The following is a 25670-nucleotide window of genomic DNA, read 5'->3' as shown; positions in this document are numbered from 1 at the left end:
CGTCTTTCGTCCCGTCCGCGCGTCCGTCGCATTGCGCCAGACGTGGTCCATACCTCAATAGCCACGTGCTGGGTCGATGATGTTGTCCGGCAATCCACCGGCGGAAACCCGAATAATATTCTCCGCAATCTGTCTTGCCGCAGACGACGGAATCGCCACCGAAGCCAGGTGGGGTGTGATCAGCACATTGGGCATGCTCCACAGCGGATCCCCGGCAGGCAACGGTTCGCGCTCGAAGACGTCCAGGGTTGCCCCGCCGATGTGGCCGCTTTGGAGCAGGTCCGTAAGCGCAGCCTGATCGACCAGGGCGCCCCGCGCAACATTGATGAAGGCCGCGCCTCGCGGCAGCCGCTCGAGTCGCGCCCGATCCAGGATGCCGGCCGTTTGCGGCGTGAGTGGCAGCATCACGACGACAATGTCCGCCTGTCCGATGACGGTGTCGAGCGTTTCCAGTCCGGCAAAGCATTCCACGCCTTCGATCCGCGCCGGGCTGCGCGACCAGCCGATCACCTTGAACCCCTGGCGCTCCAGTTCGTGGGCCGCTTTCGCGCCCAGCTGACCGAGCCCCAGAACCGCAACGCGGATGTCTTCCGGAGAACGTGGATGACGGTAGGCCCATTCACCCCGCCGCTGCGCCTGCTCGAAGTAGGGAATGTCACGGGCGTGCCGCAGCACAGAGAACAGCACGTACCCCGCCATCATGCGCGCCATCTGCGGGTCCGTGAGCCGTGTGATCGGAATGCCTTGGGGAAGATCCTGCCGCTGGACCAGTGAATCAACCCCTGCGCCCAGATTTACGATCAGGCGCAGGTTCGTCATTTCGGCAAAGAAATTTTCCGGCGGTTTCCAGGCGAGCGCGTAGTGAACGTCGGCCGGCCGGGTGATTTCGCTGGAGTGAATGACCTTCAGGTTCGGGAGCTGGGCCTGGAGCGCGCGCTTCCACTTGTCGAAATCGTCGAAGGCGCTGTAAAAGGCCAGCGCGCCCGAGGGAGTGTCTTCAGAGATTGGCATCTTGGCAACTGCATTGAGAATGATGGCAAGGACGGCAGCGAAAGTACATCTTGCTACCGTTCCGCGTGCGCGCGGGAAATTAGGCCGCTGTTCTGCCCTTCTGCACCAGCCGCGTGACGGCCTCGATGGCAAATTCGTAGCCGTCTCCGCCCAGCCCGGCGATCACGCCATCCGCCACCTTTGAAATGTAGGAGTGGTGGCGGAACGGCTCGCGCTTCCAGATGTTGCTCATATGGGTTTCGATGATCCTGCCGGGGAAAGACAGCAAGGCATCGAGGATCGGAATCGAGGAGTAGGTCAGGCCGGCCGCATTGATGATGATGCCGTCCGCCACGCCACGCGCTTCCTGGATCCAGTCGACCAGCTGTCCCTCGTAGTTCGACTGCAGGAAGCGCAGGTCGGCATTCAGGGACGCGGCCTTCTGCTCGCATCGTGACTGCAGCACCGGAAAGCTGTCACTGCCGTACGTCTTGTTGGCGTCCAGGCCATAGAGATTGGCGTTGGGGCCGTTCAGGAACCAGATGGTGATCTTCTCGCTCATGTTCTGACCTCTCTATCTCAACCTTCGTGGGGGCGCGTGGCCTGCATGGCCGGCAGGTTTTGGAAAGCCTCATTCCAGCGTGCCGCGTTGCGACATTGGGCGCGCCAGTCGAATTCGGGAAACCGGAAATCCAGATACCCCAGAGCGCACCCGATGGTGATTTCACCGATGGTGGGCTGTTCTTCCGCCAGCTCCGGTGCGATGGCGTCGATTGACTCGAGGCAGGCGCTGACTTTCGTCAGCAGCGCTTCGCGCCACGTGGGCCACTGGACTTCCTCGGGGCGCGCCGTCCGTTCGTAGCGCGCGAGCAGCGCGGCGTCGAGCAGGCCATCGCCGAGCGCCTGACGGGTCAGGGCCGCCCAGCGCGCTGGGCCGGAGGCGGGAAAGATATTCGCGGCGTCTGCCCGGCTGGCCAGGTACTCGCAAATCACCCGGCTGTCATAGATGGCCTGGCCATTTTCCAGGATCAGCGTCGGAACTTTGGCGAGCGGGTTGTGGGCCGCGATGCGCGGGTCGCGCCGCACCGGATGGGCGGCGCTGTCCAGCAGCTCGATCGATTCGGCCTGGCCCGTCAGGTGCGCGCAGACCATGACCTTGCGCACGAATGGCGAGGTCGGAGCGAAAAGAAGTTTCAGCATGCTTTATTGGATTCTAGGGGATCAGGACCAGCTTGCCGAAGACCTTGCCGCTTTCCAGCATCTGGTGGGACGCGACCGCCTCCGCGAGCGGGAAGGTGGCATGGATGCGCGGCTTGACCCGTCCGTTTTTCAGCAGCGGGATGACATGGCGGGCAAGGCTCTGGGCCATCCGGGTCTTTTCGTAATGGCTCTGCGGGCGCATGGTGGACGAGTGCAGGCTCACCTGGCGCTGCATCAGCGTCAGCAGTTCGACATTGACCGCCGAGCCCTGCATGAAGGACAGGCTGACATGGCGGCCGCCGAAGGCCATGGCGGCAAGATTGCGGCGGACATAGTCGCCGCCGACGATGTCGATGACCACGTCGACCCCGCGCCCATCGGTGTAGTCCAGGCAGGCCTTGGTGAAATCGGTGGTGGGCCAGCAGATCGTCGCATCGGCGCCCATGACGCGCAGTTCCGGAAAACGGCTTTCGTCGTTGTCCGTGGCGATGACGGTTGCGCCGGCGACATGCGCCATCCGGATCGCGAGCGTGCCGATACCGCCGGCTGCGCCGTGGACCAGGACTGTTTCGCCCATGGTCAGGCGACCCAGCTCGAACAGGTTGTGCCACACGGTGAACAGCCCCTCGGGCAAGGCGGCTGCCTCGACATCGGAAAGCGTGCCGGGAACGATGAAGGACTGATCGACCGGCGCCGTACACCATGGCGCATAGCCGCCGCCGGGCACCAGGCTCATCAGCCGCTGACCGATCAGCTGGCTGTCCACACCGGGACCGCAGGCGACCACTTCGCCGCAGACTTCCAGGCCGAGCACGTCGGTGACGCCGGGCGCGGGCTTGGCGATACCTTGACGCTGCATGATGTCGGGCCGGTTGACGCCGGCGGCAAGCACGCGCAGCAGGACTTCGCCAGCACCGGGCTCGGGCATGGGGCGCTCGGCCAGCGTTAGCACACCGGCGTCGCCGGGTTCACGGGCGATGATGGCTTGCATGGAACGGGGAAGACTGGTCATGTGTGTGTTATCTCAGGCGGCGTTGTCTGACGCGTTGTGTCATGCCTTCGCGTTGCGCGCTTGCATCTGTGCTTACGTCCGCTTGTGCGGACTGAAAATGCTGACGCCCTCATCGGGCAGCGCAAGTCCCGCGACCGAGCCGATGGGCCATTGCTGCATGGCGCCCAGGCCTGCACTGCGCACCGTGACGACCTGACGGGCCGTCATCGGAATGTCCACGTCGATGAACGTATTGATGTGATCGCCCTGGTAGACGTGATTGATCACCGTGCCGCTCAACACCGATCCCGAATGCAGATTCTCAAGCCTGATGTGCTCCGGGCGCACGTACACGTCCAGCCTTTCCCCGTCGTGCGATGCGTCGGCCAGGCGGGCATGCGGGACGCTGATGAGCCCCGAGCCCAGGCGCAGTTGCACATCCGTTGCCGTCTGGCCGTGATAATGCGCCGGCAGGATGTTCACGTCGCCCAGGAAGGACGCCACGAACGGGTCTTGCGGGTTCTGATACAGCTCGGCCGGCGACGCGATCTGGCGAATGGTGCCGTTCGACATCACCGCGATCCGGTCTGACATGGCCAGCGCCTCGCCCTGGTCGTGGGTGACGAATACCGTGGTCAGGCGCAAGCGGCGCTGGATTTCCCGGATCTCTACCTGCATGGAGCCGCGCAGGTTCTTGTCCAGGGCCGAGAAGGGCTCGTCCAGCAGCAGTACCTTGGGCTGGATCACCAGCGCCCGCGCCAGCGCCACGCGCTGCTGCTGGCCGCCCGAGAGTTCGCGCGGCTTGCGGTGCCCTAGGCCGCCCAGCTTCACCAGGTCCATCACCTGCTTCACGCGCTGTGCGATTTCGTCCTTGCCCACGCCCCGCATGCGCAGGCCATAGCCGATATTGCGCTCGACGGTCATATGGGGAAAGAGCGCGTAGTTCTGGAAGACGATGCCGATCTGCCGCTTGTGCGGCGGCTCGCAGGTCACCGGCTGACCATCGATGAAAATCTCGCCGGTGTCGGCTTCCGCAAAGCCGGCGATGAGATTGAGGAGCGTCGTCTTGCCGCAGCCGGACGGGCCCAGCAGGGTGAGGAATTCCCCGCGCCGTATCTTCAGCGAGAGCTCGTGCAGCACGGTGTGGTCGTGATACTTCTTGACCACCCGCTCCAGGCTGACTGCGGTATCGGGCTGTGCGTGGCGTTGCTGTGCGGCAGGCTCGGAGTTGGCTACGTTCATGGCTGTACGGAGATTGAGGAGTAGGCCGTGCTCCAGGCTTGGGCCCAATGACATCGAGGCCGAGCTGGTACTGGCAAGCAGGATAAGGCAAACAGCCAGTATCGGGACTTTGCCGAAACTGATGCGGTCCCTCGGAAAAAACGAAATGCCCGTTCCCAAGCGCAGGCGGCGCGGATGCGATGGCCGGTAACGCCTTGTGGTGCGCGGGTTCGGGGGGCGGTGCGGCCCCCTTCTGCCGGCGCTTTACTTTTTCCTAAGTCCTGAGTTTGAAAAACGTGATTTTCAAACGATGTGGGCTTCACCAAACTGGCCACCGTCGATGAGCGATGTCTCCAGGGCGCCAGTACGGCCCTGCTGTCGAAGCTTCCGTGCCGGGGCGACTGACCGGGGCGATTATTCTTAGGAAATTCAAATGTCAGTGGAAAAAATCAACACCGTGGTGGTCGGTGCTGGCCAGGCGGGCATCGCGATGAGTGAGCATCTCGCGCACATGGGTGTGCAGCATGTCGTGCTGGAACGCAGCCGCATCGCAGAACGCTGGCGCTCGGAACGTTGGGATTCTCTGGTCGCGAATGGACCGGCCTGGCATGACCGTTTTCCCGGGATGAAGTTCGAAGGCATTTCGCCGGAGACCTTTCCGTCAAAAGAGCGCATGGCCCAGTATTTCGAGAGCTATGCCGCCATGCTGAAGGCGCCGGTCCGTACCGGCGTGGAAGTCAGGCAGGTGGAACGGCATCGAGGGCGTCCCGGTTTCAGGGTGACGACCTCCGACGGCATCATCGAGGCAAACAACGTCGTTGCCGCAACCGGCCCGTTCCAGACGCCGGCCTATCCGAAGATCGTGCCTGAGAGCGAAAAGATCCGGCAGCTGCATTCCTCGGCCTACAAGAATCCGGGCCAGCTGGCCGAAGGCGGAGTGCTCGTGGTGGGCGCGGGTGCTTCCGGCTCACAGATCGCCGAAGAGCTGCGCCAGGCCGGCAAGACGGTTTATCTCTCGGTCGGCGAGCATTACCGCCCGCCGCGCGCGTACCGTGGCCGTGACTACTGCTGGTGGCTAGGCGCACTCGGGCTGTGGGATGAAGTGAGGATCCGGCCCAAGAAAGCGCACGTCGCTTTCGCCGTAAGCGGCTATGAAGGCGGCAAGACCGTCGATTTCCGGCGCCTGGCGCACGCGGGCATCAACCTGGTCGGCCTGACCCAGGCCTACAACGATGGCGTCATGACGTTCGAGCCAGGCCTGCCCGAGAACATCGCCGAAGGCGACCGTGCCTACTTCGATGTACTGCGCGAAGCGGATGCCTACATCGAAGAGAACGGCCTGCCGTTCCCGCCGGAACCCGACGCCTGGGAGCTGCTGCCGGACCCGGAATGCCTCAAGCACCCGATTCTCAGCCTCGACCTGGCTGAAGCCGGCATCACCACGATTCTCTGGGCGACCGGTTTCAAGTTCGATTTCAACTGGCTGAACGTGAAGAATGCCTTCGACGAGAAGGGAGACCCGTTCCACAAGCGCGGCATCTCCGCGGAAAGCGGCATCTATTTCCTGGGCCTGCCGAATCTGGTCAACCGGGCGTCGTCCTTCATCTATGGCGTCTGGCACGATGCGAAATACATCGCTGACCATATCGTGCTCCAGAACGGATATATGACGTATGAGCGGTCTTGAGCCTGTTGCTCGAGGCTGCACGGTGACCTGTCATTGGTAACGAGGTTGCATGCGCGAGCTGCCGGATCGGGTGATCCGGCAGCTTTTTTTTTTTAAGGGAGCTCCCATGACCGAGATCACGTGCGTTGAAGACCTGCGCCGGCTGGCGAGAAGGCGCGTGCCGCGCATGTTCTATGACTATGTCGACGGCGGTTCGTGGACCGAATATACCTACCGTGCCAACGAGGCGGATTTTCAGCGTATCGAATTCCGCCAGCGCGTGGCAGTAGACATTACCGAGCGCAGCACCGCCAGCACAATGGTGGGCCAGCCGGTCAGCATGCCGGTGGCGATCGCGCCCACCGGGCTGACCGGCATGCAGCACGCCGATGGAGAAATCCTGGCCGCGCGGGCGGCGAAGCGGCACGGCATCCCGTTCACCTTGTCCACCATGAGCATCTGCCCGATCGAGGCGGTGGCAGAAGCGACCGGGTGCCATCCGTTCTGGTTCCAGCTGTATGTGCTGCGCGACCGCGCGTTTGTCGAAAGCCTGATCGAACGTGCCAGGAATGCCAATTGTTCGGCGCTGGTGGTCACGATGGATCTGCAGGTCTTCGGCCAGCGGCACAAGGACAAGAAGAACGGCCTGTCCACGCCGCCCAGGCCGACGCTGCGCAACCTTGTGAACATGGCGAGCAAGCCGCGCTGGTGCATGGGCATGCTGGGTACCAGACACCGTCAGTTCGGCAATATCGTCGGGCATGCCAGGGGCGTCGACAATATCGGGTCGCTGGTGGAGTGGACTCGGGAACAGTTCGATCCGCGCCTGTCCTGGCAGGATGTCGAATGGATCAAGAAGCGGTGGGATGGGAAGCTGATCGTCAAGGGCATCCAGGACCCGGAGGATGCGCGACTGGCGGTGGCAAGCGGCGCCGATGCCATCATCGTGTCCAACCATGGCGGGCGCCAGCTGGACGGGGCCGCGTCATCGATCTCCACATTGCCGCGCATCGTGGAAGCGGTCGGGGATCGGGTGGAAGTCCATATGGATGGTGGCATCCGCTCGGGCCAGGATGTGCTCAAGGCCATCGCGCTCGGGGCGCGTGGCACGTATATCGGTCGCGCCATGATGTATGGCCTGGGCGCCTTTGGCGAGCCAGGCGTGACCATGGCCTTGAACATCATTCAGAACGAGCTCGATCTCTCCATGGCGTTTTGCGGCAAGACGGATATCCAGTCGGTCGACCGCAGCATCCTGCTGACTTCATTCTGATAGCGCCCGTGAGACGTCCGGGCCGAGGCCGGCCAGGACGCCGGGACTTATTGACAGAGAAACTCGACGAGGCCGCCCAGCATGCGGTCGCAGGCTTCGATCTGCGCCAGCTCCACATACTCGTCGGCCTTGTGTGCGACTTCAATGCTTCCGGGCCCGCAGATCAGCACTGGCGTTTCGGTCCAGCTCTGCTGGAACAATCCACCCTCGCTGCCATAGTCCACCCTGGCGCATGGGGTGCCCGCGGGGAGCAGCGAAGCGAGCAGGCCGACAGCAGGCGAATCCTCGCGCGTGTTCAGGCTGGGATAGCTGTTCGTCATCTGAATGTCTGGTAACGGCGCCGCAGGATCCAGCGCCTCGTTCTTGACGCGCTCGGCCAGGCGCTCCAGCACGCGCTTCAGGATCTCCTCGGGCTTATCTTCCGAGACGTTGCGAATTTCGAAACTGACTTCGCATTCGCTGGGCACGATGTTCAAGGCGCGGCCGCCGTGGATGACGCCGGCGTGGACCGTGCTGTAGGGCACGCCGTAGCCCTCCTCGCGCGGGCCGCTTTGCGCCAGTTCACCCTGCACGTCCCGCAGGGATGCGACGAGGTCGCTGGCCATGTGGATGGCGTTGAAGAACCTGGGCGCCAGGCCTGAGTGGCCGGCCTGGCCACAGCAGACCGCCCGGTAGGCAGCCTTGCCCTTGTGACCGGTGCCGATCCGCATCAGGGTCGGCTCACCGACAATGCACAGGTAGGGTGCGGGAAGGCTGCTCTCCAGGCGGCGCAGCAGGTGGCGCACGCCAACGCAACCGATTTCCTCATCGAAGGACAGCGCCAGCTGCAAGGGGCGCTGGAGCGGCTCCCGGGCGGCTGCCACCATGGCGGTGACGGCGCAGGCCACGAAGCCTTTCATGTCCGCTGTGCCACGTCCGTAGATGCGGCCATCCCGGTGCGTTGCCTCAAAAGGGGGCGAAGTCCAGGGCTGGCCTTCCACCGGCACCACATCGGTATGGCCGGAGAGCAGCACGCCCGGAACGCCCACCGGACCAACCGTCGCAAACAGATTGGAGCGGCCGGGATCCTGTGGGTCGGGCGCGAGCATCGATTCGATGCCGGCTTCCGCCAGGATGTCCCGGACCTTGTGGATGAGCGCGATGTTTGGCGTCAGGGAAACCGATGCGAAAGAAACGAGCGTTTCCAGGAGAGAGACGCTAGCGGAGGAGGCTTGATTTTCCATCTCTGGCTTTTCTTGACGGGCCATTGCCGAACACGGCATGACCGATGCAGCTGGCGCTTCAGGACGCCGCTTTCAGCGGCGCTGCTATATGGGGATCGAAGAAACTTGGAGCGCTCATTCCGGGGATATATTGGTCGGAGATATAAGCACGGCAGCGTTCCATGAAGATCCTCGTCAATCTTGACTGTTTCATCGGTTTGTAAGTCGCCAGGCCGAGCAACATGGGCCGATGGGTACCGGCAAGGCGGACCCGCACCAAGCGCTTTCCATCGAGCGACTGATCGGATTTGGGGCGCACATTGAAGAGTGCGTAGCCAATGCCGTTGGCGACCATGGACCGGACCACTTCCGTGGACTGGGAACGCGCCGCGATGTTCGGCGTCACACCGGCCTTTTCAAACAGGGAGGTGAAATAGTCCCGGCTCATCGGCATATCGAGCAGGACGTAGGGTTCGGGCGCCAGCTCTTCGAAGGAAACGACCTTCTGCTGCGCCAGCGGATGGACCTCGCTCACCAGCACATAGGGCGGCATCGTCGCCAGGCTCTCGAACTGGATGTCATCGTCAAGGTGCAGGTCGTAGGTGATCGCCAGGTCAATCTCGAGCGCATGGAGCTTGTTCATCAAGACCTCCTGATCGCCTTCGATCATCTGCAGCTCGATTTTCTTGAACGCGCGCGCAAAGCCGAAGATGACCTCGGGCGCAATCATGGCCGTGAGCGACTGGAAGCTTCCCACTCGCAAGGTGCCCTGGATGACGTCGCTCGAATCGGAGGCGATTTCATAGAGTTGGGACGACCGTCCGAGCATGTCTTCGCAATGATGCAGGACCAGCTTGCCGATGGTGGTCAGGCCAATGCCCTTGGAAGGATGACGCACGAACAACTGCACGCCCAGTTCGGCCTCGATATGGGCGATCGCTGCGGAGATCGAGGGCGAGGAGATGTGGATTTGCGTCGACGCAGCGGCGATGCTGCCGTGCTTCGCCGTTGCGACGAAATACTCCATCTGGCGCAGGGAAATGCGATTGAGCATGTCGAGATCGGGAAAAGGGGAACGGCCCAGTGTACTGGAGAAGGTTTGCCCTTTCGAGTGCCGGCCGCTTACCCGGCGGTGCCACGCTGCATTCGATGCGTCGGACTGGTCACAGGTCTCCGGGAACGCCAAAGCTGGGCGCCGCACGGGGATCGAGCGCCCGCTTGACATAGTCCTTCAGCTGCGGCGCATAAACCTGCCAGGCGGCATAGAGAGCCCCGACCGGATCGCTTTCTATCCAGTCCAGGCGCAGATCCACGACAGGCCAGTCTTGTGCGTCGTACACCAACAGGCCTGCCGAATGCACCGGGCCCTCCTCGCCGCCGGCGGCCTGGCCGGCGAGCATGGCCTGCATCAGCCGTTCCGCGAGCGCGCCTTCGGCCTGCTCGAAGGCCGACAGCATGGCCTTGGGCACTTCACGCGTCGCCAGCATGTTGCCCGCGCATGCGGCATGGGTGCCGACCACGCTTGCCAGGGTGCCCAGCGCCCTGGCACCCGTGAATACCACTGGCGGGTTGTGCGCATCGATGGCCATGAGCTGGCGATACTCGATATGGGGGCGCTTCTGCAGCTCTGCGAGGGCGCGTTCCGGCGTCAGGCCGCTGGCCATCAGGTCCAGGGCAAGGGGCCCCAGGTCCGGGTCGGTAATATTCTGGCTCGCGGCGGCGCCGATCCCTCTGCGGCCGCGGATGCAGCGCGAGGCAACCGCCGGTGACGAGGACGCCACGGCGGCGCCGAACTGGCCGGTGGCGGGGCACCGTGCAATGATGGAAAAGGTCATGGCGGGCTCAGTCGGGGATGACAGCGGTGGCGTCGATCTCTACCAGCCACTCGGGGCGGGCCAGAGCCGATACGACGATGCCGGTCGAGACCGGGAAGACACCCTTCAGCCAGCGGCCAACGACGCGATAGACCGCCTCGCGGTAGCGCGGGTCGATGATGTAGATCGTGATCTTGCAGATGTCCTCGAGCTCGCCGCCGGCTTCCCTGAGCAGCATCGCGATATTGGCCATGGCCTGCTCCGCCTGTCCGGCGACGTCCCCGATGCACACGCTCTCCGAGGTGTCGAGGTTCTGGCCGATCTGCCCTCGCAGAAAAACGGTACTGCCTCGCGCGACAACGGCCTGGCAAAGGTCGTTGTCCAGATTCTGTTCCGGGTAGGTGACTTTGGTGTTGAAGGTGCGGATGCGGGTATGCTTCATGGTCGATTCGGATCGATTCGGCAGGTGGCGGGAGATTGGGGGCGATGCACCCGACTCCATGGTCAGGTGCAGCCGCCGGCGGCGCCATTTGTATTTTCCTGCCGGCCGTTTAGGAATTTCCGAATACCACCCCACCTCACACGGCCGCTAACCTGCTCCAGACGGCGGAACCATCCACACCCCCATCAGGAAATGTGAGGCACCCCTACGAAAAAGCCGACTTGGCCGCCTGGTACGACTTTCACATCATAGGCTCCGTAACTTGAAGTCATTGCGCCAGCGTGGTTGCGTCAGCAACGCGGCGCTGCTTGTGATTGCATTTCCCGGTGGCACCTTCCGGCGTATTTCCAGTTCTATCAGACGTTATTTTTTCGATTGGGGGTTAGTAAATGACGATTCGCAAGCTTTTGGCACTTTGCGCGCTCTCCGCCACGCTTGGCAGTACCGCGGCATGGGCCCAGGAAGCCTTGGTGGTGAGCACATGGGGCGGCAGTTTCCGCGACCTCATCGATGAAAGCATCGGCAAGGAGTTCACACGGCAAACCGGCGTGCCGGTCAAGTACATCACGGGCGGCACCATCGACCGCCTGAACAAGGCCAAGCTTGCCTCCAAGCCCGAGAGCGACGTTACCTTCACGACTTCCCACGTCGGCTGGCTCTACGCCAACGGCAATCTCTTTGAAAAGCTGGATACGAGCAAGATTCCGAATTACAAGCATCTGGTCGAGCGCGCCAAGATCAGCCCGTATCACATCGGCAGCTGGGCCTATGTCTATACCATCGGTTATCGCGCCGACCTGGTGCCGCCCAGCGTCAAGTTCGAGAGCTGGAACGACCTGTGGAGCCCGGCCCTGAAAGGCAAGATTGGCGTGCCTGACTTCGATCCGAGCCATGTGGTCGCGGTTTCGGCCATGCTGTCGGGTGGCGATGCGCAAAGCTGGGAAAAGGGGCAGGACAAGCTCAAGGCGCTAAAGCCCAACTTCAAGGCGTTCTATACCAATGACGCCAATGCGCAGCAGTTGATCGCCACCGGCGAAACGCCCGTGCAGGTCATCCTGTCGATCAACGCCTATCACATGATCAGCCAGGGTGTGCCCGTCAAGTTGGTCACGCCAAAGGAAGGCGCTGTGCTCGGCATCGATACCATGGCCATCACGAAGGGCTCCACCAAGGCCGATCTGGCCTACAAGTTCATGAACATCGCCTTGTCCCCGGACGTCCAGTCGAAGATCGTGGCCTTGAAGAAGGCCAGCCCCGTCGTCGACGACGCCAAGGTTTCGCCTGAAGACGCCAAGCTGCCCGGCGTGTTCACGACGAAGGAGCAGTGGGACAAGGCCATCCTCGTGGACCACAAGCTGCGCGCCGAGAAGACGGCGGAATGGCGCAAGTGGTTCACTGAAAACGTCATGAACTGAACCCGCCAGCAAGAGTATGGAGGGAGGGTCGGCGCGGCCATGCACCGCGCCGATCCTCCCTCGCCGATTGAGCATCTGGAATAAGGTCTAAGAATGCGCCCCGATCCACGAGCCTGGTTGGTCTCCCCGGCAGTACTTGTCGCGCTGTGCATCGCAGTATCGTTGATTGCGGTCCTGCAGTTCAGCTTCCGGGCGTATGTGCCCGGCTCCCTCGAGGTCGGTGGATTTACGTTCGCCAATTTCAACGACCTGACCAAGTCGATTTATCTCGACGCGTTCTCCAACACCTTGTGGCTGAGCGTCGAGACGACCGTGTTTTCGCTGCTCGTTGCGTACCCGCTGGCCTATGCCCTGGTGCGCGTCAGGAGCCGGGCGCTCAAGTCCTTTATCCTCGTGGTGTCCATTACGCCCCTGTTTCTGGGGGAAATCGTCCGGACCTACTCCTGGATCGCCGTCCTGGGCAGCAATGGCTTCATCAATGGCACGCTGCGAAAGTTCGGCCTGATCGACTGGCCACTGGAACTCATGTTCACCCACCTGGGCGTGCTGGTCGCGCTGGTGCACGTGACGATTCCCGTCGTGGTGCTGATGCTTGCCACGGCAATTTCGCATATCGACCGCGACTACGAAAAAGCCGCCCAGAGCCTGGGTGCCGGCCCGGTCAGGACCTTCCTCACGGTCACGCTGCCGCTTTCGATGCCGGGTATCCTGGCTGGCATCACAACTGCGTTCGCCTGGACCTTCAGCGCCTTCGCGACGCCTCAGATGATTGGCGGAGGCCGCGTGCCGACGGTCTCGACGCTGGTGTACCAGCTTGGCTTCGCTTCCATGAACTTCCCGCTGGCGGCCAGCCTTAGTGTGATGGGCTTGCTGCTGACGGCCGCAGCGCTCTTTTCCCTGGGGCTGTTCACCAGGCGACTGAAAGCCGTGGGAGGACACTAACATGAGAATCAAAAGCGCTCTGCCCTTGCCGCTGCGTGTCGCAGGCCCGCTGCTCGTCGCCATCCTGCTTGCGTTCGTGCTGCTGCCGGTCGTGGTGGTGACGATCGCCGCCTTCAACGAAAAGGCGATCATCACGTTCCCGCCTGAATCCTATTCGCTGACATGGTTCGCACGCGTCTTCAGTTATCCGGATTTCCAGGATGGATTCCGCGCCAGCCTCGTCATCACCGGATGGTCCTCGTTCATTGCGCTGGTGATCGGGACCTGCCTGTCGATTGCCGTCAAACGGCTGGAGTTTCCCGGCAAGCAGACGCTGCTGGCCATCCTGCATTCTCCGCTCGTGGTGCCGCACTTCACGCTGGGGTTGGGCCTACTCATCCTGGTGTCACAGGCCTCCATACACCGCTCATATGACGTCGTCATCCTGTGTCACGTGATGCTGGTGCTGCCGTTCGTGCTGAAGAGCGTCTATGTTTCCATGGAAAACCTGGACGCAAGGCTGGAACAGGCGGCAGCAAGCCTCGGTGCGTCGCCGCTCAAGGTGCTTTTCACGATTACGATTCCGCTGCTCGCGCCGGGGCTCTTTGGCGGCTGGTTGTTTGCGGCGATCATGTCGTTCAGTGAATTCACCGCATCCCTTTTTGTCACAACGCAAGACACGCAGACCCTGCCCGTTTCTATGTACAACTATGTCCGGGAGTTTGCCGATCCGACGCTGGCCGCACTGTCAGTCGTCTATATTGCCGTGACCGCTAGCGTGCTTGCCTTTGCGAACTATTTTCTCGGCTTGGGGAAAATCCTCAATATCGAGGAAGGGCATTGACAGGGCATGCGCTGCTAAAAGCCTGCTGGCGGTATGTAGCCAGCAGGCCGGACCACATCGTGGCATCCGCCCATCTGAGAATCCTGCAGACGGCCATGGGGCATCAGCCTTTGGCGTAAGCAGCCCTGTAATTTTCAAGGCAGCTACCCAAAGGAGCTATAAGAATCTTGGTCGAAATACGTGCTAGCGGTCTCCGCATCCTCAGGCACCACAGGCGGTGTTATCTTTCCCAGTTTTTGGCAGGAGCATTGCATTAACACGGAGGACAGCTCCGTCCTCAGCAATCATAGTGAAGCGATTTCGAAAGACGGCTGGCCTGCCCTTTAGAGCCACTCAGGCCTGGATAGGGGCCGAAGTCCGCTGAAGCGGGTCTTGCGGCGCCTCGAAGCACGCACTTCAGGGCGGCGTCTCACATGGAATAGCGTTACCCTCCCGGGGGCTGGACAGGTCTCTTAGATTGAAGCGGCCTTCCGCGGAGGAAGCCATCTGGCTACAGTCCTGTTTGCCTTTGTAGCGGATACTGGCTCCGGGAGCGATAGTCGAACCTGCAATCGACTTTTGACTCGGCACGACCCACTGCGTACAGGCTCCTTGGAGGCCGCAAGCTCACTATCACCGGCGGCGTGATGTATGCATCTCATTGTTCAACGTATGTGAAGGTTGATGCCCAATCCGTTACAGAGCGTAAGTGTTCACTGAACTAGTCAGAGTATGGGTTTTTGACTAGAATACTGGACATATGCCAGCCTTTACCGATGCCACCTCCGTTCTTGAGCGCCACTTGCTCCTGCAACTGGGCGATCGCATCAAACGCCTGCGAAAGGCGCAGGGCCTTGGCACGGTCGAGATGGCCAAGCGCGTCGGCATCTCCCGGACGACTCTCGCTGCCGTTGAGGCAGGCGACCCCGCGCCGACCATGGGCACATATCTGCGTGTCATGTCCGCGCTGGGGGTTGCCGGTGACCTTGCCCTGTTAGTCAGCGATACGTTTCAACCGGCGCCGGCGAACTCTGCGGCCGCCTCATCGAAGCGCGCCATACCGCAGGTCCAGGTTCGGGTCAGGACGGATCCGGGCAGTCATGAGGCTCAGGACTTGCAGAGCATGGCGCTGCACAAGGAAGCGATCCGCCTGATTCAGGACGACCCCGCGCTACTGGACCGGGCACGAGAAGTCCTCAGACGATGGCGCGCGCAGGGAGACTCGCGGTCTGATTCTCTCTGGTCCGAGTGGGAAACGATTCTCGCGAAACAGTCGTGGCGCAAAGCGCTTGGCCGAACTCGGCGTGCCCAAGAGTTGCGCCAAGCGTCTCCTTTGCCCACGCTTTTACCAGATGCCCTTCGCCAAGAAGTGCTAGCACAGATTCAGGCCTTAAAAAAAGGCGTTGTCCTTGCGAACCAGGCATGAAGCGGGAGGATCTGGAGCACATCATTCGAGCTGCTGCCGACATCACGAATGAATATGAGTTCGTTGTCGTTGGCAGTCAGTCCATCCTGGGGCTCATCCCGAATCCCCCGGCGGTTTTCACGATGTCCGCAGAGGCCGACATCTATCCGCTCAATGCTACCCACAAGGCGGATGCGATCGACGCGGCGATTGGCGAAGGCTTCCGCCCTGCGTCAACAGAATTTATAGCGACCAAAAATGCCGGACGCGCCTTGTCCCAAACAGCCCTGCTTCACTCGAGGGGACGGGCTTGTCGGCCAGGGGCAGCCATTCGCACTAGTCGAAGGAACGTCCCCTATTGCTGAATCATCGGCCATTCATCACCTTAGAATTCTGGACGATTATCAACCCACCAAAGAATTGCCCGGAGCCAGTGGGGCTACGGTCATCGTTCAGCCCCGCGTGCACGCGAAACGGGTTGTCAGGTAGGTGGCCCGAGCAGTCTGCGATGTCCCCCTTCGGCAAGGGACTCATCGGAATCGTCCCATTTTTTGTCGCAGTGGTGTCGGCCATAGTAGTCGACCTTGATAGCAACAGCGCTGTCACATGAAGGCCTAAAGTTACTTGGCCGATCTGTGACCGGAGATCAGCTTACTTGACGGCCCGCCAGGCGTCGGTCGCTCAACCCTCAACGCCCGGTATGTTGCCTCCGCAACGAACCGTGTCCTCAGGACGGCAGTCGTGTTCAGCTATTGTTTTGCGCTGCTGCCATCGGAGCTGGCACTCCCGCTAATCCATAACAGACTCATGCTACCTAGCAATGCCAGCGCAACAACCGGAAGTAGTGCAAGTCGGTAGCTACCCCGTCGCAGTCTTATCAGGCCCACCAGCGAGACCATTCCGCTACCGACAATTCGATGCCGCATTGATACCAGCCAGCATTGCCGCAGCGGAGCCGGAATCGAACCAACCCGACGAAAGTGTCCACAGACCTTTGAAAGAGTACGCGCCGCACGGCGCTAGGCTCAAGCCCAGCTGCGTAGCGGCAAGGGGCGAGCCACCATCTTCCCCAGCAGTCCCACGGCGATACGGGCCAGAGGGATGGCCTTATCCCAGCGGCGCTCGCTGGTCTTGTCGGAATGCGACCCCAGAGCACCCCACGATGCAGCCAGCCGGTACGGCACCGCGTTGATCAGGCCGGTTTCGAACGTCGACAATCCAAACGTCAGTTGCGGCTTGCAGATTCAACCGCTCAACGCAACAGCTTGATGGAATCGTTCAGCCGGTGTATCGAAGTTTAGTGTCTTGCCCGCGCGTTCACTGTACAGGCGTTGTGCCAGCGAGGTCTCGTCGAGCCATTTGGCAAGCTACGGCCGGTCGGTCAGCGCGAACAGGCAGGCGATGCCGAGCAATACCGTGGGTAATGCTTCGAGGAGGAGTAGCCATTGCCAGCCATTCAGGCCCAGAAAGCCCTGCACATGCAGCAACGCCGGCGACAGCGGCGATCCGACTTCGTTCCAACGTTTGCCAAACAGGCACAAACCACCGTCCCGCGTACAGACACTTTAGTAGATCGCCACGTTTGCCCTGACCAGTTGCAATCGGATGATCCCGTTTGGCGACGCTTTCGGCCGATCGCACGGCTTTCACGTGAGCGACGCGGCGGACGATTCCTCGACTCCGATCCTCTGACTACAACGGGTAGCAGCATTGGGGCGTCGCTAACCTGGGGCACCGAATTGCTCTGCTCTGAGCATGCGACGCCGCCGAAAGACCATGTTCACGTTCAGACTGTGTTCCAGCGCCAGCTTTGAAGCCGACACGCCTGGCACGCACGCAGCTTCTGCAAGTCTTAGCTTCAGTTCGATCGGGTGATTGCGGCTGCCATGCATGCGGCCACCACGCTTTCCACAGTCTCCAAAGTAGTCCCCGCCAGATTCTGATGGGAACTACTCTGGATAGATTTCCTCTCGCGTCTACACGGCCATCAGCGGACGGTTACGGGCCGCTATCCACGAGGTGAAGCTCGTGGTATTCCGCGGTGACTCTATCACCCGTGTGGCCATACATGGGTTGGTTAAGAAAATTGCTGCTTATTACGGAATATGCCTTCGCTGAAGCGCCACGCCCTGGTCAATTAGCCTTTCGATTTGTGAATCGGTAAGGCCTGCCTCACGCAACACCTCCACCGTGCTGGCGCCGATCTCTTGCGGCGCCTCACGGTACGTTGCCGGCGTGCGGCTTAGTTTGACAGGAGAGGCGACCGACTTGAAGTTGCCGATTTCTGCCACCATGCCACGGTGCGCGGTATGCGGGTGGTTCAGCGCCTCGACCACGTTGTGGATGACACCGCACGGCACGCCAACCGCCACCAAGCGCTCGAACAGCGACTGCGCTTCGAAGCAGCTGAAGGCTGCCTCAAGATCACGCTTAAGATCAAACCGATGCACGGCTCGCTGAGCATTTGTAGCGTAGCGTATATCAACCGCCAGTTCAGTGCGGTCCACCGCTTCGCACAGCCGCTGAAACTGGCCGTTGTTGCCGACTGCGAGATAGATGGGCTCTGTGGCGGTCACATAGGTATCGTAGGGTGCGATGTTCGGATGGCCATTGCCGGACCGCATTGGAGCCTTGGCGGTGAATAGTGTGTTGATGGAGTGTGGGTATAGCGAAAATAGAGCGTTGTCGTACAGAGCCGACTCGATGGACTGTCCCCTACCGCTGCGCTCACGCTCATGCAAGGCCAGCAACACACCAATCACGGCGCTCAACCCGGTCGTCACGTCGACGATCGGCACCCCGACACGCGTGGCCGTGCCATCCGGGTCACCGTTGATGCTCATGATGCCACCGAGCGCCTGCACCGCGGCATCGTAGCCGGGCAGCCCGCCGAGCGGCCCTGTCGCACCGAAGCCGGTGACACGGCAATGGATGAGCTTCGGAAAGCGTGTGGAGAGCACGTCGTCATAGCCCATCTCCCAACGCTCCAGCGTGCCAACCTTGAAGTTTTCAATCAGCACATCCGCGTCAGCAAGCAATCGCATCAGCACTGCGCGTCCCTCTGGCAATGCCAAGTCGAGGCATACCGTGCGTTTGTTACGATTGATGCCGGCGAAGTACGACGCCATCCCAGCCTCATTGAATGGGGGGCCCCAGGTACGCGTCTCATCGCCCATCGGACCCTCTACCTTAATCACGTTTGCCCCATGATCTCCGAGAATTTGCGCGCACAAGGGACCGCCAAGTACCCGTGAGAGATCCACGACCTTCACGCCGTCCAGTGATGCCATTGTTCCGTGCCTCCTGAATGTTGTTCGACGCTTTTGTTCAATTCGCCGCCAACGGCGGCAGTTCGGCTCCCACGTTCCAGCGCGCTGGCCGGCGCTCCCGCGCCGCTGTCACGCCTTCCACCGCCTCCGAACGCATTTGCTGTGCAAACTTGATCGAGGCGGCATCGAGGTAGTTTTCCAATGCCTTGTGCGACTCGGCTGACAGCGAGCGAGCCTGTGTCAGCAGGGACTTGGTCAAGACACTGGCCGCGGGTGCCGTGGCCACGACGAATTCCAGAACTTCCTGCACGCGCGCTGGTAGTGCCTCCTCAGATTGTGCAAGGTAGTCCAGCAAGCCGATGCGGTGCGCCTCCACTCCATTGATCCGTTCACCGGTGAGCATGAGGCGGCGCGCAACCTGAACGCCAACGCGTGCGCTGACGAAAGGGAGGATTTGCCCGGGCACCAGACCAATACCTGCCTCCGGGAACCCGAACCGTGTGCCGGGAGAACCGACGGAGATGTCCACCGCGCATACCAGGCCAGCACCACCGCCCATGGCGGCCCCATGCACACTCGCTACCGTAACCTTCGACGACCGAGTGAGCCGGGACAGGAACTCGCCATAGCGACGGTTGCCAACCGCAATCGGGTCCTGGCCATCCGCGCCAGGCTTCACTGCCAGGCGGTCCGCGATATTGCCGAGATCTCCACCAGCACTGAAGGCCTTGCCTGCCGCGGTGAAGAGAATGACCCGTACGTCATCCATCTGTTCGGCCCGGTCAACCGCCTTTGCCAATGCGGCAACCATGTCGGCACCCAGTGGATTCCTCGCATCGGATCGGTTAAGCTCGATGCGAAAAACTGCGCCGTGAACGCCAGTGCGAACGAATGGCGCCGCCGCGGCGGCAGACCGGCCTGCAGCTTCGATGGGTGTGGGGGATACGCTGGAAGTCACGCTGTTCAATCCTGAAGGTTAATGTTAGGAATCAACGCCTCTTGCAAGCCGAGGCCGCAACGTTATTCGACATGAGCTTTCGCAACCTTGACATCGGCCTGCTTCGCACCTTTGTTGCCGTGGCGGAAAAAGAAAACTTCGCTGTGGCGGCGGAACAGGTTTTCCGTACCCAGGCCGCCGTGTCCCAGCAGATGCAGAAACTGGAGGCCGCGCTCGACTGCGAATTGTTCGAGCGTGTCGGGCGCAGCAAGCGTCTTACCATGGCGGGCAGCAGACTTCTCGACTACGCGCGTCGCATCGTCGGCCTGAACGATGAGGCCTATCGCGCCATGACCCAGAGAGCCTTCGACGAGCCTGTGAAAGTCGGAGCTTGTGCTGACGCCGTCGACTCGTTGATTCCCGAGTACCTGAAGATGTGTGCCGAGGTTTTTCCCGGTCTGCGCGTGGACATCCAGGTTGGCCGCCGCCGTTGGCTGACCTCGTCCCTGCGCCGGGGCGAGATTGACCTGGTCGTCATGCTTGATCCGGTGCCGAATCCGGAGTTCGATCAGGTCGTGCTGCGCACCTCTCCCGTCACCTGGATCGCCGGCGCGCGGTATCACCATCAGCCCGGCGCGCCGGTACCGCTTGTGCTCATCGAAAGAGATTGCCCGTTCCACAGCATGGCAATCAAGTCCCTGTCGGAAGCCAGCATCCCCTGGCGTATTGCCTTCCAGACCTCGACGCTGGCAGGTATTCGGGCTGCATTGCGAGCGGGCATGGGGATCACGCCTCGCACCGTAGAGATGCTGGCCCCGGACCTGAAAGTCCTGGACCCTCACTCGGGCATGCCAGCGCTGCCGACCATCAGCTACCGGCTTTATGCGCGCACCGGCAGGCTTAGCGAGAGCGCACTGAGCATCAGCCGCCTGATTTCGCCGCGCTGAACGAGCTACGGGCTTCATGGCTGCTGCATCCCTGCGTCGACGATGATTTTTCCCCAAAGCCTGGTGTCGCGCCGCTGCAGCTCCTGCAGATGCGTCGGCGCGACCTTGGCCGGAATCAGCCCCTTGCCCACCAGGAACTGGCGTCCGCTGGACGAGTCGAGCGTTTCCGCGATCCAGCGCGACAACAGCCTGGCCACGGGCTGGGGGGTCGACGCGTTGGCGCTCCAGATGGCGATCCACGAACTGACGTCGAAGTCCGGGAAGCCGCTTTCCGCCAGCGTCGGCACATCGGGCAATGACGGCGCGCGTTCGGCGCTGGAGATCGCCAGGGCGCGCACCGTGCCAGCCTGGATCTGCGGCAGCGCCGTGACCATGTCGCACAGGTAGTAGTCGAACTGGCCGCCGATCAGGTCGGTCATCGCTTGGCTGCTGTTCTTGTAAGGAACGTTCACCGCCTTGACACCCGCTCGCTGCTTGAACAGTTCACCGGTGATGCGGCCACCCACGTTGGCGCTCGCAAAGGACAGCGAACTGCTCTCCTTCCTCGCCAATGCCAGGAACTCCTTGAACGTCGCCGCTTGAACCCGCTTGGGATTCACGAGCAGCACGAACGGGGTACTGGCCATGGTCGCCAATGGCGTAAAGTCGGCTTCCGGGTCGTACGGAAGCTTGCGGTAGATGGTGGCATTTGCCGCGTGTGTCGATGAACCGGACACCAGCAGCGTGTACGCATCAGGGGCGGCTCGGACCGCGGTCTCCGCCGCAATGTTGCCGTCGGCGCCGACCTTGTTTTCCACGATCACGGGCTTACCGGCACGCCTGGAGAGTCCGTCGCCCACGAAACGGGCGATACTGTCCGAGGCACCGCCCGCGCCATAGGCAACGATGATGCGCACGGGCTTGTCGAGGCGTTCGGTGCCGGCAGCGGGCGATGGCTGGGCGATGGCTGCGGCGCCCCAAAGGAGGGCAGCCAGGCCGATCACCACGGCCGCGCCATACTGTTGCCGAGGACGCCGCCGCGCATTGCTCTGAGCCTGCCAGGCTGATGGGTAAATCGCTTGCATCACTCGTGTCTCCTGGTTCGTTGTGTGTCGCGAAGTGCCTGCCGCCCGGTCAGCGAGCGGCGGCTGCTTCCCGGCTCCCTTCGGGCAACAGCTCTGCCGGGCATTCGATTTCCATGTCCAGCAGCATCTGTGCGTAGCACTTTCCCAGCGGATCGGAACGCAGGCTGCAGGAGCCACCGCCGCCCAGTGCCTTTTCCAGTACGAAGTTGAAGGCGCCGATTTCCGGAAGTTCGTACCGTGTCACCGGTCCTTCAATCAAGTGCGCAAAGTAGTCGCGTACCCGCTCCGCCGTCGCCTGTGCGGTGACCACCGGCAGCCAGGCGGGGTCCCGCACCATCAATCCGATATTGGCGTCGTTGCCTTTGTCACCGCTGCGCCCGACCGCCAGCGTGCCAAGCGAAATACGCACCAGGCTGCGCACGTCCTGTCGTTGTGCATCCCCAGCCAATGTGACGGGCACGTGCGCAGTGATTGCCGGCCGCTCCGAGGACGTGCCCCCCGCTGGCACCTCCACGGTTGTCGCCGGCTCGTCGGCCATCTTCCATTGCACCGTCACTTCCTGCTTGGGAAGCAGGAACGAGACCGTGCGGATCACGCTCTGGATATCGGAACGTCCGCCGAAATGGCTGCGCGTACCCGGCCCCATCGATGTGCCGGCTGACGCCGCCTCCTTCTGCAGGAAAGCCAACGCCTGCCGGTCATTGTGCTGGGCGGCAATGCGCAGCACCACTTCGCGGCTGTCCCGCACGCGGCGGTGCGGCCCGTACATGGATTCAGCGCCCAGCAGTTCCACCAGGGTGTCGCTGTAGTCGGCGTGGCCGCTCCTGGCCATCAGGGTGCGGCTGCGCGCAAGCAGGGCCTGCGCCGTGCGCTCGGCCTTCTCCAGCGCCCGCTGCCCGCGAATCGCCATCATCAGCGCAATCTGGTAACCCTGCTGGTAGGTGGCGGTCACCTTGTAGCAATCGCTGGGCGCCCTCCCCCGCGCGCCGCTGACGCGCACCCGCCCGCCGCTGGCCTCGAAGCCCGGCAGATCCTCGATCCGGACTTCGGAGAAGTCGCAGATGACATCGGGCAGCGCATATGCCTTCGGGTCACCGATCTCGTAGAGCAATTGCTCGCCCACGGTCTGGCGCGTCACCAGCCCGCCCGCGTCGCCCGGCTGGTAGAGTTCGAACACGCCGTCGGCGGTCATGCGGACCAGCGGATATCCGATGTTGGTCCAGTCCGGCACGCGCTCCCAGTCCGTGAACAGCCCACCCGTGGCCTGCGCGCCGCACTCCACCAGATGGCCGGCAAGGCTGCCCTGCGCCAGCCGGTCGTAGTCCTGCATTGACCACCCGAACTCGTGGATGGCGATCCCGAGCAGCGCGGCGCTATCCACGCAGCGGCCGGTGACGACGATGTCCGCGCCGGCGTCCAGTGCCTGGGCGATGGGCAGGGCGCCGAGGTAGGCGTTGGCTGACATCAGCCGGGGAAGCCCGGCATCGGCCTCGTCGCCGGGCCAGGGCAGGAAGCTTTCCTGAAGTGCCAGCACGTCGTCGCCGGACACGATAGCGACCTTAAGGTCCAGTCCTTGCTCTCGCGCCAGGGCAAGGATGGCATCGCGGCAGCCCGCCGGGTTAAGGCCGCCTGCGTTGGACACCAGGCGCACCCCACGCTGCTTCAGCGCTTGCAGGTTGGGCTTCAGCGCCGCGCTGACGAAATCCGTGGCATAGCCCAGTTCCGGCGCACGAAGGCGCGCGCGCTGAAGGATCGCCATGGTGGTTTCGGCGAGGTAGTCGAAGACGAGGTAGCCCAGTCCCGGCTCCTGCAGCAGTTGCGGGACGGCGATCTGCGAGTCGCCCCAGAATCCCGATGCGCCACCAATGACGATCGCGCGGCCGGATTTTGCGTTCTGGACCATTCATGCTCTCCTGTAGTGTGTCTGGACGCGTCCGCGGCGTTGCCCCCGCGTGTCCGCCCTGCATCCCGGCTTCCGCGCGCTCAGGCCGCGCCCCCGGCTTCGGCCTTTTCCGCTTCGACGCCCACGCCGACTTCGATCAGCACCTGGCCCGCATTGAGCTGCATGCCCTCCCGGGCAAGCACGCGCACGATGCGCCCCGTGCCCGGCGCGGCCAGCGGCATTTCCATCTTCATCGACTCCAGCACGAGCAGAGTCTGGCCGCGCTCGACGGCGTCGCCCTCGGCGACCATGACGGCAACCACGCGCCCGCTCATCGGCGCCCGTACGCTGCCGCCGAGGGATTCGCCGTCGCTCGCCAGGAAGCGCGCCAGCCGCCGGAACACGAAGGTGTCCGCGCCATCCTGCAGCCACCATTCGTCGCGTCGGGGCGAGCTGCACATCAGCTGGCGGTACACGCCATCGACCGCAAGCCCGAGCGTGCCGCCATGTCCGCCGGCCGAGCTCCCGGTCGGCTCCCAATGCACATTGGCAACGCTGCAGGCGGGCTCTGCCTCGCGCGCTTGCGCATCCGTCGCCTTGCGCGCGGGGGTCGGATCGCCCGATCGGAAACGGATGACGACTTCGCCCTGGTCCGCCGATGGCCGCAGTTCCACCGCGCTGGCCGTCCCTTGCGCCGCGGCGCCTGCGCCGCTTATGTGCGTGGCATCCATGAGCCACAGCGCCCGCGTTTGCGCCGGGCCGGCCGGCAGCCGCTGCATGCCGGACGCGCCGCGGCCGACCGCGCCCGACAGCAGCAAGGCCGCCGCGGCACGTACATGCACCGACGGCTGCGCGCGCCACGCCGGACCGCCCATGTCTTCGCCAGCCAGAAAATCCGTGGTGACCTCGCCGGCCACGAAGCGCGGATGGCGCAGGCAGCGCGAAAGCAGGCCAAGGTTGGTTCGGACACCCAGCAGCGCCGTGCGCTCGCAGGCACGGACCAGGCGGCCAATGCTCTGTTCGCGCGTCTCGCCCCAGGACATGATCTTCGCGACCATCGAGTCGTAATCGGACCCGATCTCCATGCCGCCGCGCAGCGCGCAGTCAACGCGGATGTCGGGCGCCGGGCGCCAGACATCGACGCGGCCCACCTGGGGCAGGAAGCCCACGGCGGGGTCCTCCGCGCACAGCCGCACCTCGATGGCATGGCCGCGCATGCGCACATCCTCCTGCCCGAACGCGAGCGGCTCGCCCTGGGCGATGCGCAGTTGCTGCTCCACCAGGTCAAGCCCGGTGACCAACTCCGTCACGCCGTGCTCGACCTGCAGCCGCGTGTTCATCTCCATGAAATAGAAGCGGCCCTTTCCATCCAGCAGGAATTCGAGGGTGCCGGCGCCGGTGTAGCCAATGGCCTCGCAGGCGCGCACCGCGACCTCTCCCATCGCCTGGCGCAGCCCGGCGTTCACCGCGGGCGAAGGCGCTTCCTCGATGACCTTCTGGAAGCGTCGCTGTGTCGAACAGTCGCGCTCGCCCAGGTGCAGGCAACGGCCATGCTCGTCGCACAGCACCTGGATCTCGATATGTCTTCCGCGCTCGATGGCGCGCTCGATGATGATCTCGTCAGAGCCGAACGCGCCCGCCGCCTCGGAGCGCGCCTGTCGCAGCGCCGCCTGCAAGGCGGTGGCATCGCGCACGACCCGCATGCCACGGCCGCCCCCGCCCGCCGCGGCCTTCAGGATGACCGGCAAGCCGATGCGCTCGACCGCGGCGAGGGCCGCCTCGTCGGTGGCACAGCCCTGTTCCCCCGGCACCGTCGGCACGCCGGCCTCTTGCATGGCCAGCTTTGCCTGGGCCTTGTTGCCCATCAAGGCAATGACGTCTGCCGAGGGTCCGACGAAGGTCAGGCCCGCATCGGCGACCGCCCGCGCGAACTCCGCGTTCTCGGACAGGAAGCCGTAGCCCGGATGTATCGCCTGGGCGCCGGTGCGCCGGCATGCCTCGATCAGCGCATGGCCATTCCGATAGCTGCGGGCGGCGTCGGCCGGTCCGAGGCGCACGGCCAGGTCGGCCTCGCGCACGTGGAGGCTGCCGGCATCGGCGTCCGAATAGACGGCGACCGTGCGCAAGCCGAGCTTGCGCGCGCTGCGCAGGACCCGCAGCGCGATTTCTCCCCGGTTGGCGACCAGCAAGGTGTCGAAGCGCATGTGA

23 protein-coding genes are annotated in these 25670 nt (G+C 63.0%); 8 read left to right on the top strand and 15 right to left on the bottom strand.

Going from position 1 to position 25670, the window contains the following annotated elements; all coding sequences use genetic code 11:
* Positions 1-54: 54 nt before the first annotated feature.
* The 5 genes from AC3FMM_RS16910 to AC3FMM_RS16890 all read right to left on the bottom strand — a co-directional run bounded on the left by AC3FMM_RS16910 (position 55) and on the right by AC3FMM_RS16890 (position 4423).
* Complete coding sequence (locus AC3FMM_RS16910; RefSeq protein WP_488687056.1) at positions 55-1011, bottom strand: 2-hydroxyacid dehydrogenase; 957 nt, start codon at positions 1009-1011, stop codon at positions 55-57.
* 79 nt (positions 1012-1090) lie between these two features.
* The gene (locus tag AC3FMM_RS16905; RefSeq protein WP_488687055.1) at positions 1091-1552 is read right to left on the bottom strand and encodes a type II 3-dehydroquinate dehydratase; all 462 of its coding nucleotides are present in this window, start codon (positions 1550-1552) and stop codon (positions 1091-1093) included.
* A 17-nt stretch (positions 1553-1569) separates the two neighbouring features.
* On the bottom strand, positions 1570-2190 hold the full coding sequence (locus AC3FMM_RS16900) for a glutathione S-transferase (protein ID WP_488687054.1): 621 nt from the start codon (positions 2188-2190) through the stop codon (positions 1570-1572).
* A 13-nt stretch (positions 2191-2203) separates the two neighbouring features.
* Complete coding sequence (locus AC3FMM_RS16895) at positions 2204-3181, bottom strand: NAD(P)H-quinone oxidoreductase (protein ID WP_488687053.1); 978 nt, start codon at positions 3179-3181, stop codon at positions 2204-2206.
* A 93-nt stretch (positions 3182-3274) separates the two neighbouring features.
* Positions 3275-4423 carry an ABC transporter ATP-binding protein gene (locus AC3FMM_RS16890; RefSeq protein ID WP_488687052.1) on the bottom strand — a complete coding sequence of 383 codons (1149 nt, stop codon included), beginning with the start codon at positions 4421-4423 and terminating at the stop codon, positions 3275-3277.
* A gap of 412 nt (positions 4424-4835) precedes the next feature.
* Here AC3FMM_RS16890 and AC3FMM_RS16885 point away from each other — a divergent pair, with 412 nt between their 5' ends.
* Positions 4836-6089, top strand: coding sequence for a flavin-containing monooxygenase (locus tag AC3FMM_RS16885; protein WP_488687051.1), 1254 nt, complete (start codon positions 4836-4838; stop codon positions 6087-6089).
* Positions 6090-6195: 106 nt separating this feature from the next.
* Positions 6196-7341 (top strand): alpha-hydroxy acid oxidase, encoded by a 1146-nt coding sequence (locus AC3FMM_RS16880; RefSeq protein WP_488687164.1) that lies wholly within the window; start codon positions 6196-6198, stop codon positions 7339-7341.
* 47 nt (positions 7342-7388) lie between these two features.
* Here AC3FMM_RS16880 and argE read toward each other — a convergent pair whose 3' ends face one another.
* The 4 genes from argE to AC3FMM_RS16860 all read right to left on the bottom strand — a co-directional run bounded on the left by argE (position 7389) and on the right by AC3FMM_RS16860 (position 10799).
* Complete coding sequence (gene argE, locus AC3FMM_RS16875; protein WP_488687050.1) at positions 7389-8564, bottom strand: acetylornithine deacetylase; 1176 nt, start codon at positions 8562-8564, stop codon at positions 7389-7391.
* Between the two features lie 58 nt (positions 8565-8622).
* Positions 8623-9597, bottom strand: coding sequence for a LysR family transcriptional regulator (locus AC3FMM_RS16870; protein ID WP_488687049.1), 975 nt, complete (start codon positions 9595-9597; stop codon positions 8623-8625).
* A 109-nt stretch (positions 9598-9706) separates the two neighbouring features.
* The gene (locus AC3FMM_RS16865) at positions 9707-10378 is read right to left on the bottom strand and encodes a DUF1028 domain-containing protein (protein WP_488687048.1); all 672 of its coding nucleotides are present in this window, start codon (positions 10376-10378) and stop codon (positions 9707-9709) included.
* 7 nt (positions 10379-10385) lie between these two features.
* Positions 10386-10799, bottom strand: a complete 414-nt coding sequence (locus tag AC3FMM_RS16860) for a RidA family protein (RefSeq protein WP_488687047.1) — start codon at positions 10797-10799, stop codon at positions 10386-10388.
* Between the two features lie 389 nt (positions 10800-11188).
* Here AC3FMM_RS16860 and AC3FMM_RS16855 point away from each other — a divergent pair, with 389 nt between their 5' ends.
* From AC3FMM_RS16855 to AC3FMM_RS16835, 5 genes are all read left to right on the top strand, one after another.
* A complete protein-coding gene (locus AC3FMM_RS16855) occupies positions 11189-12214 on the top strand; it encodes an ABC transporter substrate-binding protein (protein WP_488687046.1) in 1026 nt (341 codons plus the stop codon).
* A gap of 93 nt (positions 12215-12307) precedes the next feature.
* A complete protein-coding gene (locus tag AC3FMM_RS16850; protein WP_488687045.1) occupies positions 12308-13156 on the top strand; it encodes an ABC transporter permease in 849 nt (282 codons plus the stop codon).
* Between the two features lies 1 nt (position 13157).
* Entirely contained in the window at positions 13158-13979 is an 822-nt protein-coding gene (locus AC3FMM_RS16845) for an ABC transporter permease (RefSeq protein WP_488687044.1), read from the top strand.
* A gap of 739 nt (positions 13980-14718) precedes the next feature.
* Complete coding sequence (locus AC3FMM_RS16840) at positions 14719-15384, top strand: helix-turn-helix transcriptional regulator (RefSeq protein WP_488687043.1); 666 nt, start codon at positions 14719-14721, stop codon at positions 15382-15384.
* On the top strand, positions 15381-15728 hold the full coding sequence (locus AC3FMM_RS16835; protein WP_488687042.1) for a hypothetical protein: 348 nt from the start codon (positions 15381-15383) through the stop codon (positions 15726-15728). The genes AC3FMM_RS16840 and AC3FMM_RS16835 overlap by 4 nt, the downstream gene beginning before the upstream one ends.
* 1002 nt (positions 15729-16730) lie before the next feature.
* Here AC3FMM_RS16835 and AC3FMM_RS16830 read toward each other — a convergent pair.
* The 3 genes from AC3FMM_RS16830 to AC3FMM_RS16820 form a co-directional block, all read right to left on the bottom strand.
* The gene (locus AC3FMM_RS16830) at positions 16731-16904 is read right to left on the bottom strand and encodes a hypothetical protein (RefSeq protein ID WP_488687041.1); all 174 of its coding nucleotides are present in this window, start codon (positions 16902-16904) and stop codon (positions 16731-16733) included.
* A gap of 555 nt (positions 16905-17459) precedes the next feature.
* Positions 17460-18653: a CaiB/BaiF CoA transferase family protein gene (locus AC3FMM_RS16825; RefSeq protein ID WP_488687040.1), complete on the bottom strand. Its 1194-nt coding sequence runs from the start codon at positions 18651-18653 to the stop codon at positions 17460-17462.
* Between the two features lie 37 nt (positions 18654-18690).
* Entirely contained in the window at positions 18691-19590 is a 900-nt protein-coding gene (locus AC3FMM_RS16820; protein WP_488687039.1) for an enoyl-CoA hydratase/isomerase family protein, read from the bottom strand.
* Between the two features lie 71 nt (positions 19591-19661).
* Here AC3FMM_RS16820 and AC3FMM_RS16815 point away from each other — a divergent pair, with 71 nt between their 5' ends.
* Entirely contained in the window at positions 19662-20516 is an 855-nt protein-coding gene (locus AC3FMM_RS16815) for a LysR substrate-binding domain-containing protein (protein ID WP_116381010.1), read from the top strand.
* A gap of 14 nt (positions 20517-20530) precedes the next feature.
* Here AC3FMM_RS16815 and AC3FMM_RS16810 read toward each other — a convergent pair whose 3' ends face one another.
* From AC3FMM_RS16810 to AC3FMM_RS16800, 3 genes are all read right to left on the bottom strand, one after another.
* Complete coding sequence (locus AC3FMM_RS16810; RefSeq protein ID WP_488687038.1) at positions 20531-21580, bottom strand: Bug family tripartite tricarboxylate transporter substrate binding protein; 1050 nt, start codon at positions 21578-21580, stop codon at positions 20531-20533.
* Between the two features lie 49 nt (positions 21581-21629).
* Positions 21630-23483: an acyclic terpene utilization AtuA family protein gene (locus AC3FMM_RS16805; RefSeq protein ID WP_488687037.1), complete on the bottom strand. Its 1854-nt coding sequence runs from the start codon at positions 23481-23483 to the stop codon at positions 21630-21632.
* An 80-nt stretch (positions 23484-23563) separates the two neighbouring features.
* Positions 23564-25666 carry an acetyl/propionyl/methylcrotonyl-CoA carboxylase subunit alpha gene (locus tag AC3FMM_RS16800; protein WP_488687036.1) on the bottom strand — a complete coding sequence of 701 codons (2103 nt, stop codon included), beginning with the start codon at positions 25664-25666 and terminating at the stop codon, positions 23564-23566.
* Positions 25667-25670 lie beyond the last annotated feature (4 nt).

The sequence above is a fragment of the Cupriavidus sp. 207A1 genome (genome assembly GCF_057798955.1).
Note: the sequence above shows the minus strand (reverse complement) of the source record. Positions and strands in the feature narration are given on the sequence as shown.

Excerpts from the sequence above, each read along its gene's own strand:
- AC3FMM_RS16910 (WP_488687056.1), bottom strand. The coding sequence starts at position 1,011 with ATGCCAATCTCTGAAGACACTCCCTCGGGCGCGCTGGCCTTTTACAGC.
- AC3FMM_RS16905 (WP_488687055.1), bottom strand. The coding sequence starts at position 1,552 with ATGAGCGAGAAGATCACCATCTGGTTCCTGAACGGCCCCAACGCCAAT.
- AC3FMM_RS16900 (WP_488687054.1), bottom strand. The coding sequence starts at position 2,190 with ATGCTGAAACTTCTTTTCGCTCCGACCTCGCCATTCGTGCGCAAGGTC.
- AC3FMM_RS16895 (WP_488687053.1), bottom strand. The coding sequence starts at position 3,181 with ATGCAAGCCATCATCGCCCGTGAACCCGGCGACGCCGGTGTGCTAACG.
- AC3FMM_RS16890 (WP_488687052.1), bottom strand. The coding sequence starts at position 4,423 with ATGAACGTAGCCAACTCCGAGCCTGCCGCACAGCAACGCCACGCACAG.
- AC3FMM_RS16885 (WP_488687051.1), top strand. The coding sequence starts at position 4,836 with ATGTCAGTGGAAAAAATCAACACCGTGGTGGTCGGTGCTGGCCAGGCG.
- AC3FMM_RS16880 (WP_488687164.1), top strand. The coding sequence starts at position 6,196 with ATGACCGAGATCACGTGCGTTGAAGACCTGCGCCGGCTGGCGAGAAGG.
- argE (WP_488687050.1), bottom strand. The coding sequence starts at position 8,564 with ATGGAAAATCAAGCCTCCTCCGCTAGCGTCTCTCTCCTGGAAACGCTC.
- AC3FMM_RS16870 (WP_488687049.1), bottom strand. The coding sequence starts at position 9,597 with ATGCTCAATCGCATTTCCCTGCGCCAGATGGAGTATTTCGTCGCAACG.
- AC3FMM_RS16865 (WP_488687048.1), bottom strand. The coding sequence starts at position 10,378 with ATGACCTTTTCCATCATTGCACGGTGCCCCGCCACCGGCCAGTTCGGC.
- AC3FMM_RS16860 (WP_488687047.1), bottom strand. The coding sequence starts at position 10,799 with ATGAAGCATACCCGCATCCGCACCTTCAACACCAAAGTCACCTACCCG.
- AC3FMM_RS16855 (WP_488687046.1), top strand. The coding sequence starts at position 11,189 with ATGACGATTCGCAAGCTTTTGGCACTTTGCGCGCTCTCCGCCACGCTT.
- AC3FMM_RS16850 (WP_488687045.1), top strand. The coding sequence starts at position 12,308 with ATGCGCCCCGATCCACGAGCCTGGTTGGTCTCCCCGGCAGTACTTGTC.
- AC3FMM_RS16845 (WP_488687044.1), top strand. The coding sequence starts at position 13,158 with ATGAGAATCAAAAGCGCTCTGCCCTTGCCGCTGCGTGTCGCAGGCCCG.
- AC3FMM_RS16840 (WP_488687043.1), top strand. The coding sequence starts at position 14,719 with ATGCCAGCCTTTACCGATGCCACCTCCGTTCTTGAGCGCCACTTGCTC.
- AC3FMM_RS16835 (WP_488687042.1), top strand. The coding sequence starts at position 15,381 with ATGAAGCGGGAGGATCTGGAGCACATCATTCGAGCTGCTGCCGACATC.
- AC3FMM_RS16825 (WP_488687040.1), bottom strand. The coding sequence starts at position 18,653 with ATGGCATCACTGGACGGCGTGAAGGTCGTGGATCTCTCACGGGTACTT.
- AC3FMM_RS16815 (WP_116381010.1), top strand. The coding sequence starts at position 19,662 with ATGAGCTTTCGCAACCTTGACATCGGCCTGCTTCGCACCTTTGTTGCC.
- AC3FMM_RS16810 (WP_488687038.1), bottom strand. The coding sequence starts at position 21,580 with ATGCAAGCGATTTACCCATCAGCCTGGCAGGCTCAGAGCAATGCGCGG.
- AC3FMM_RS16805 (WP_488687037.1), bottom strand. The coding sequence starts at position 23,483 with ATGGTCCAGAACGCAAAATCCGGCCGCGCGATCGTCATTGGTGGCGCA.
- AC3FMM_RS16800 (WP_488687036.1), bottom strand. The coding sequence starts at position 25,666 with ATGCGCTTCGACACCTTGCTGGTCGCCAACCGGGGAGAAATCGCGCTG.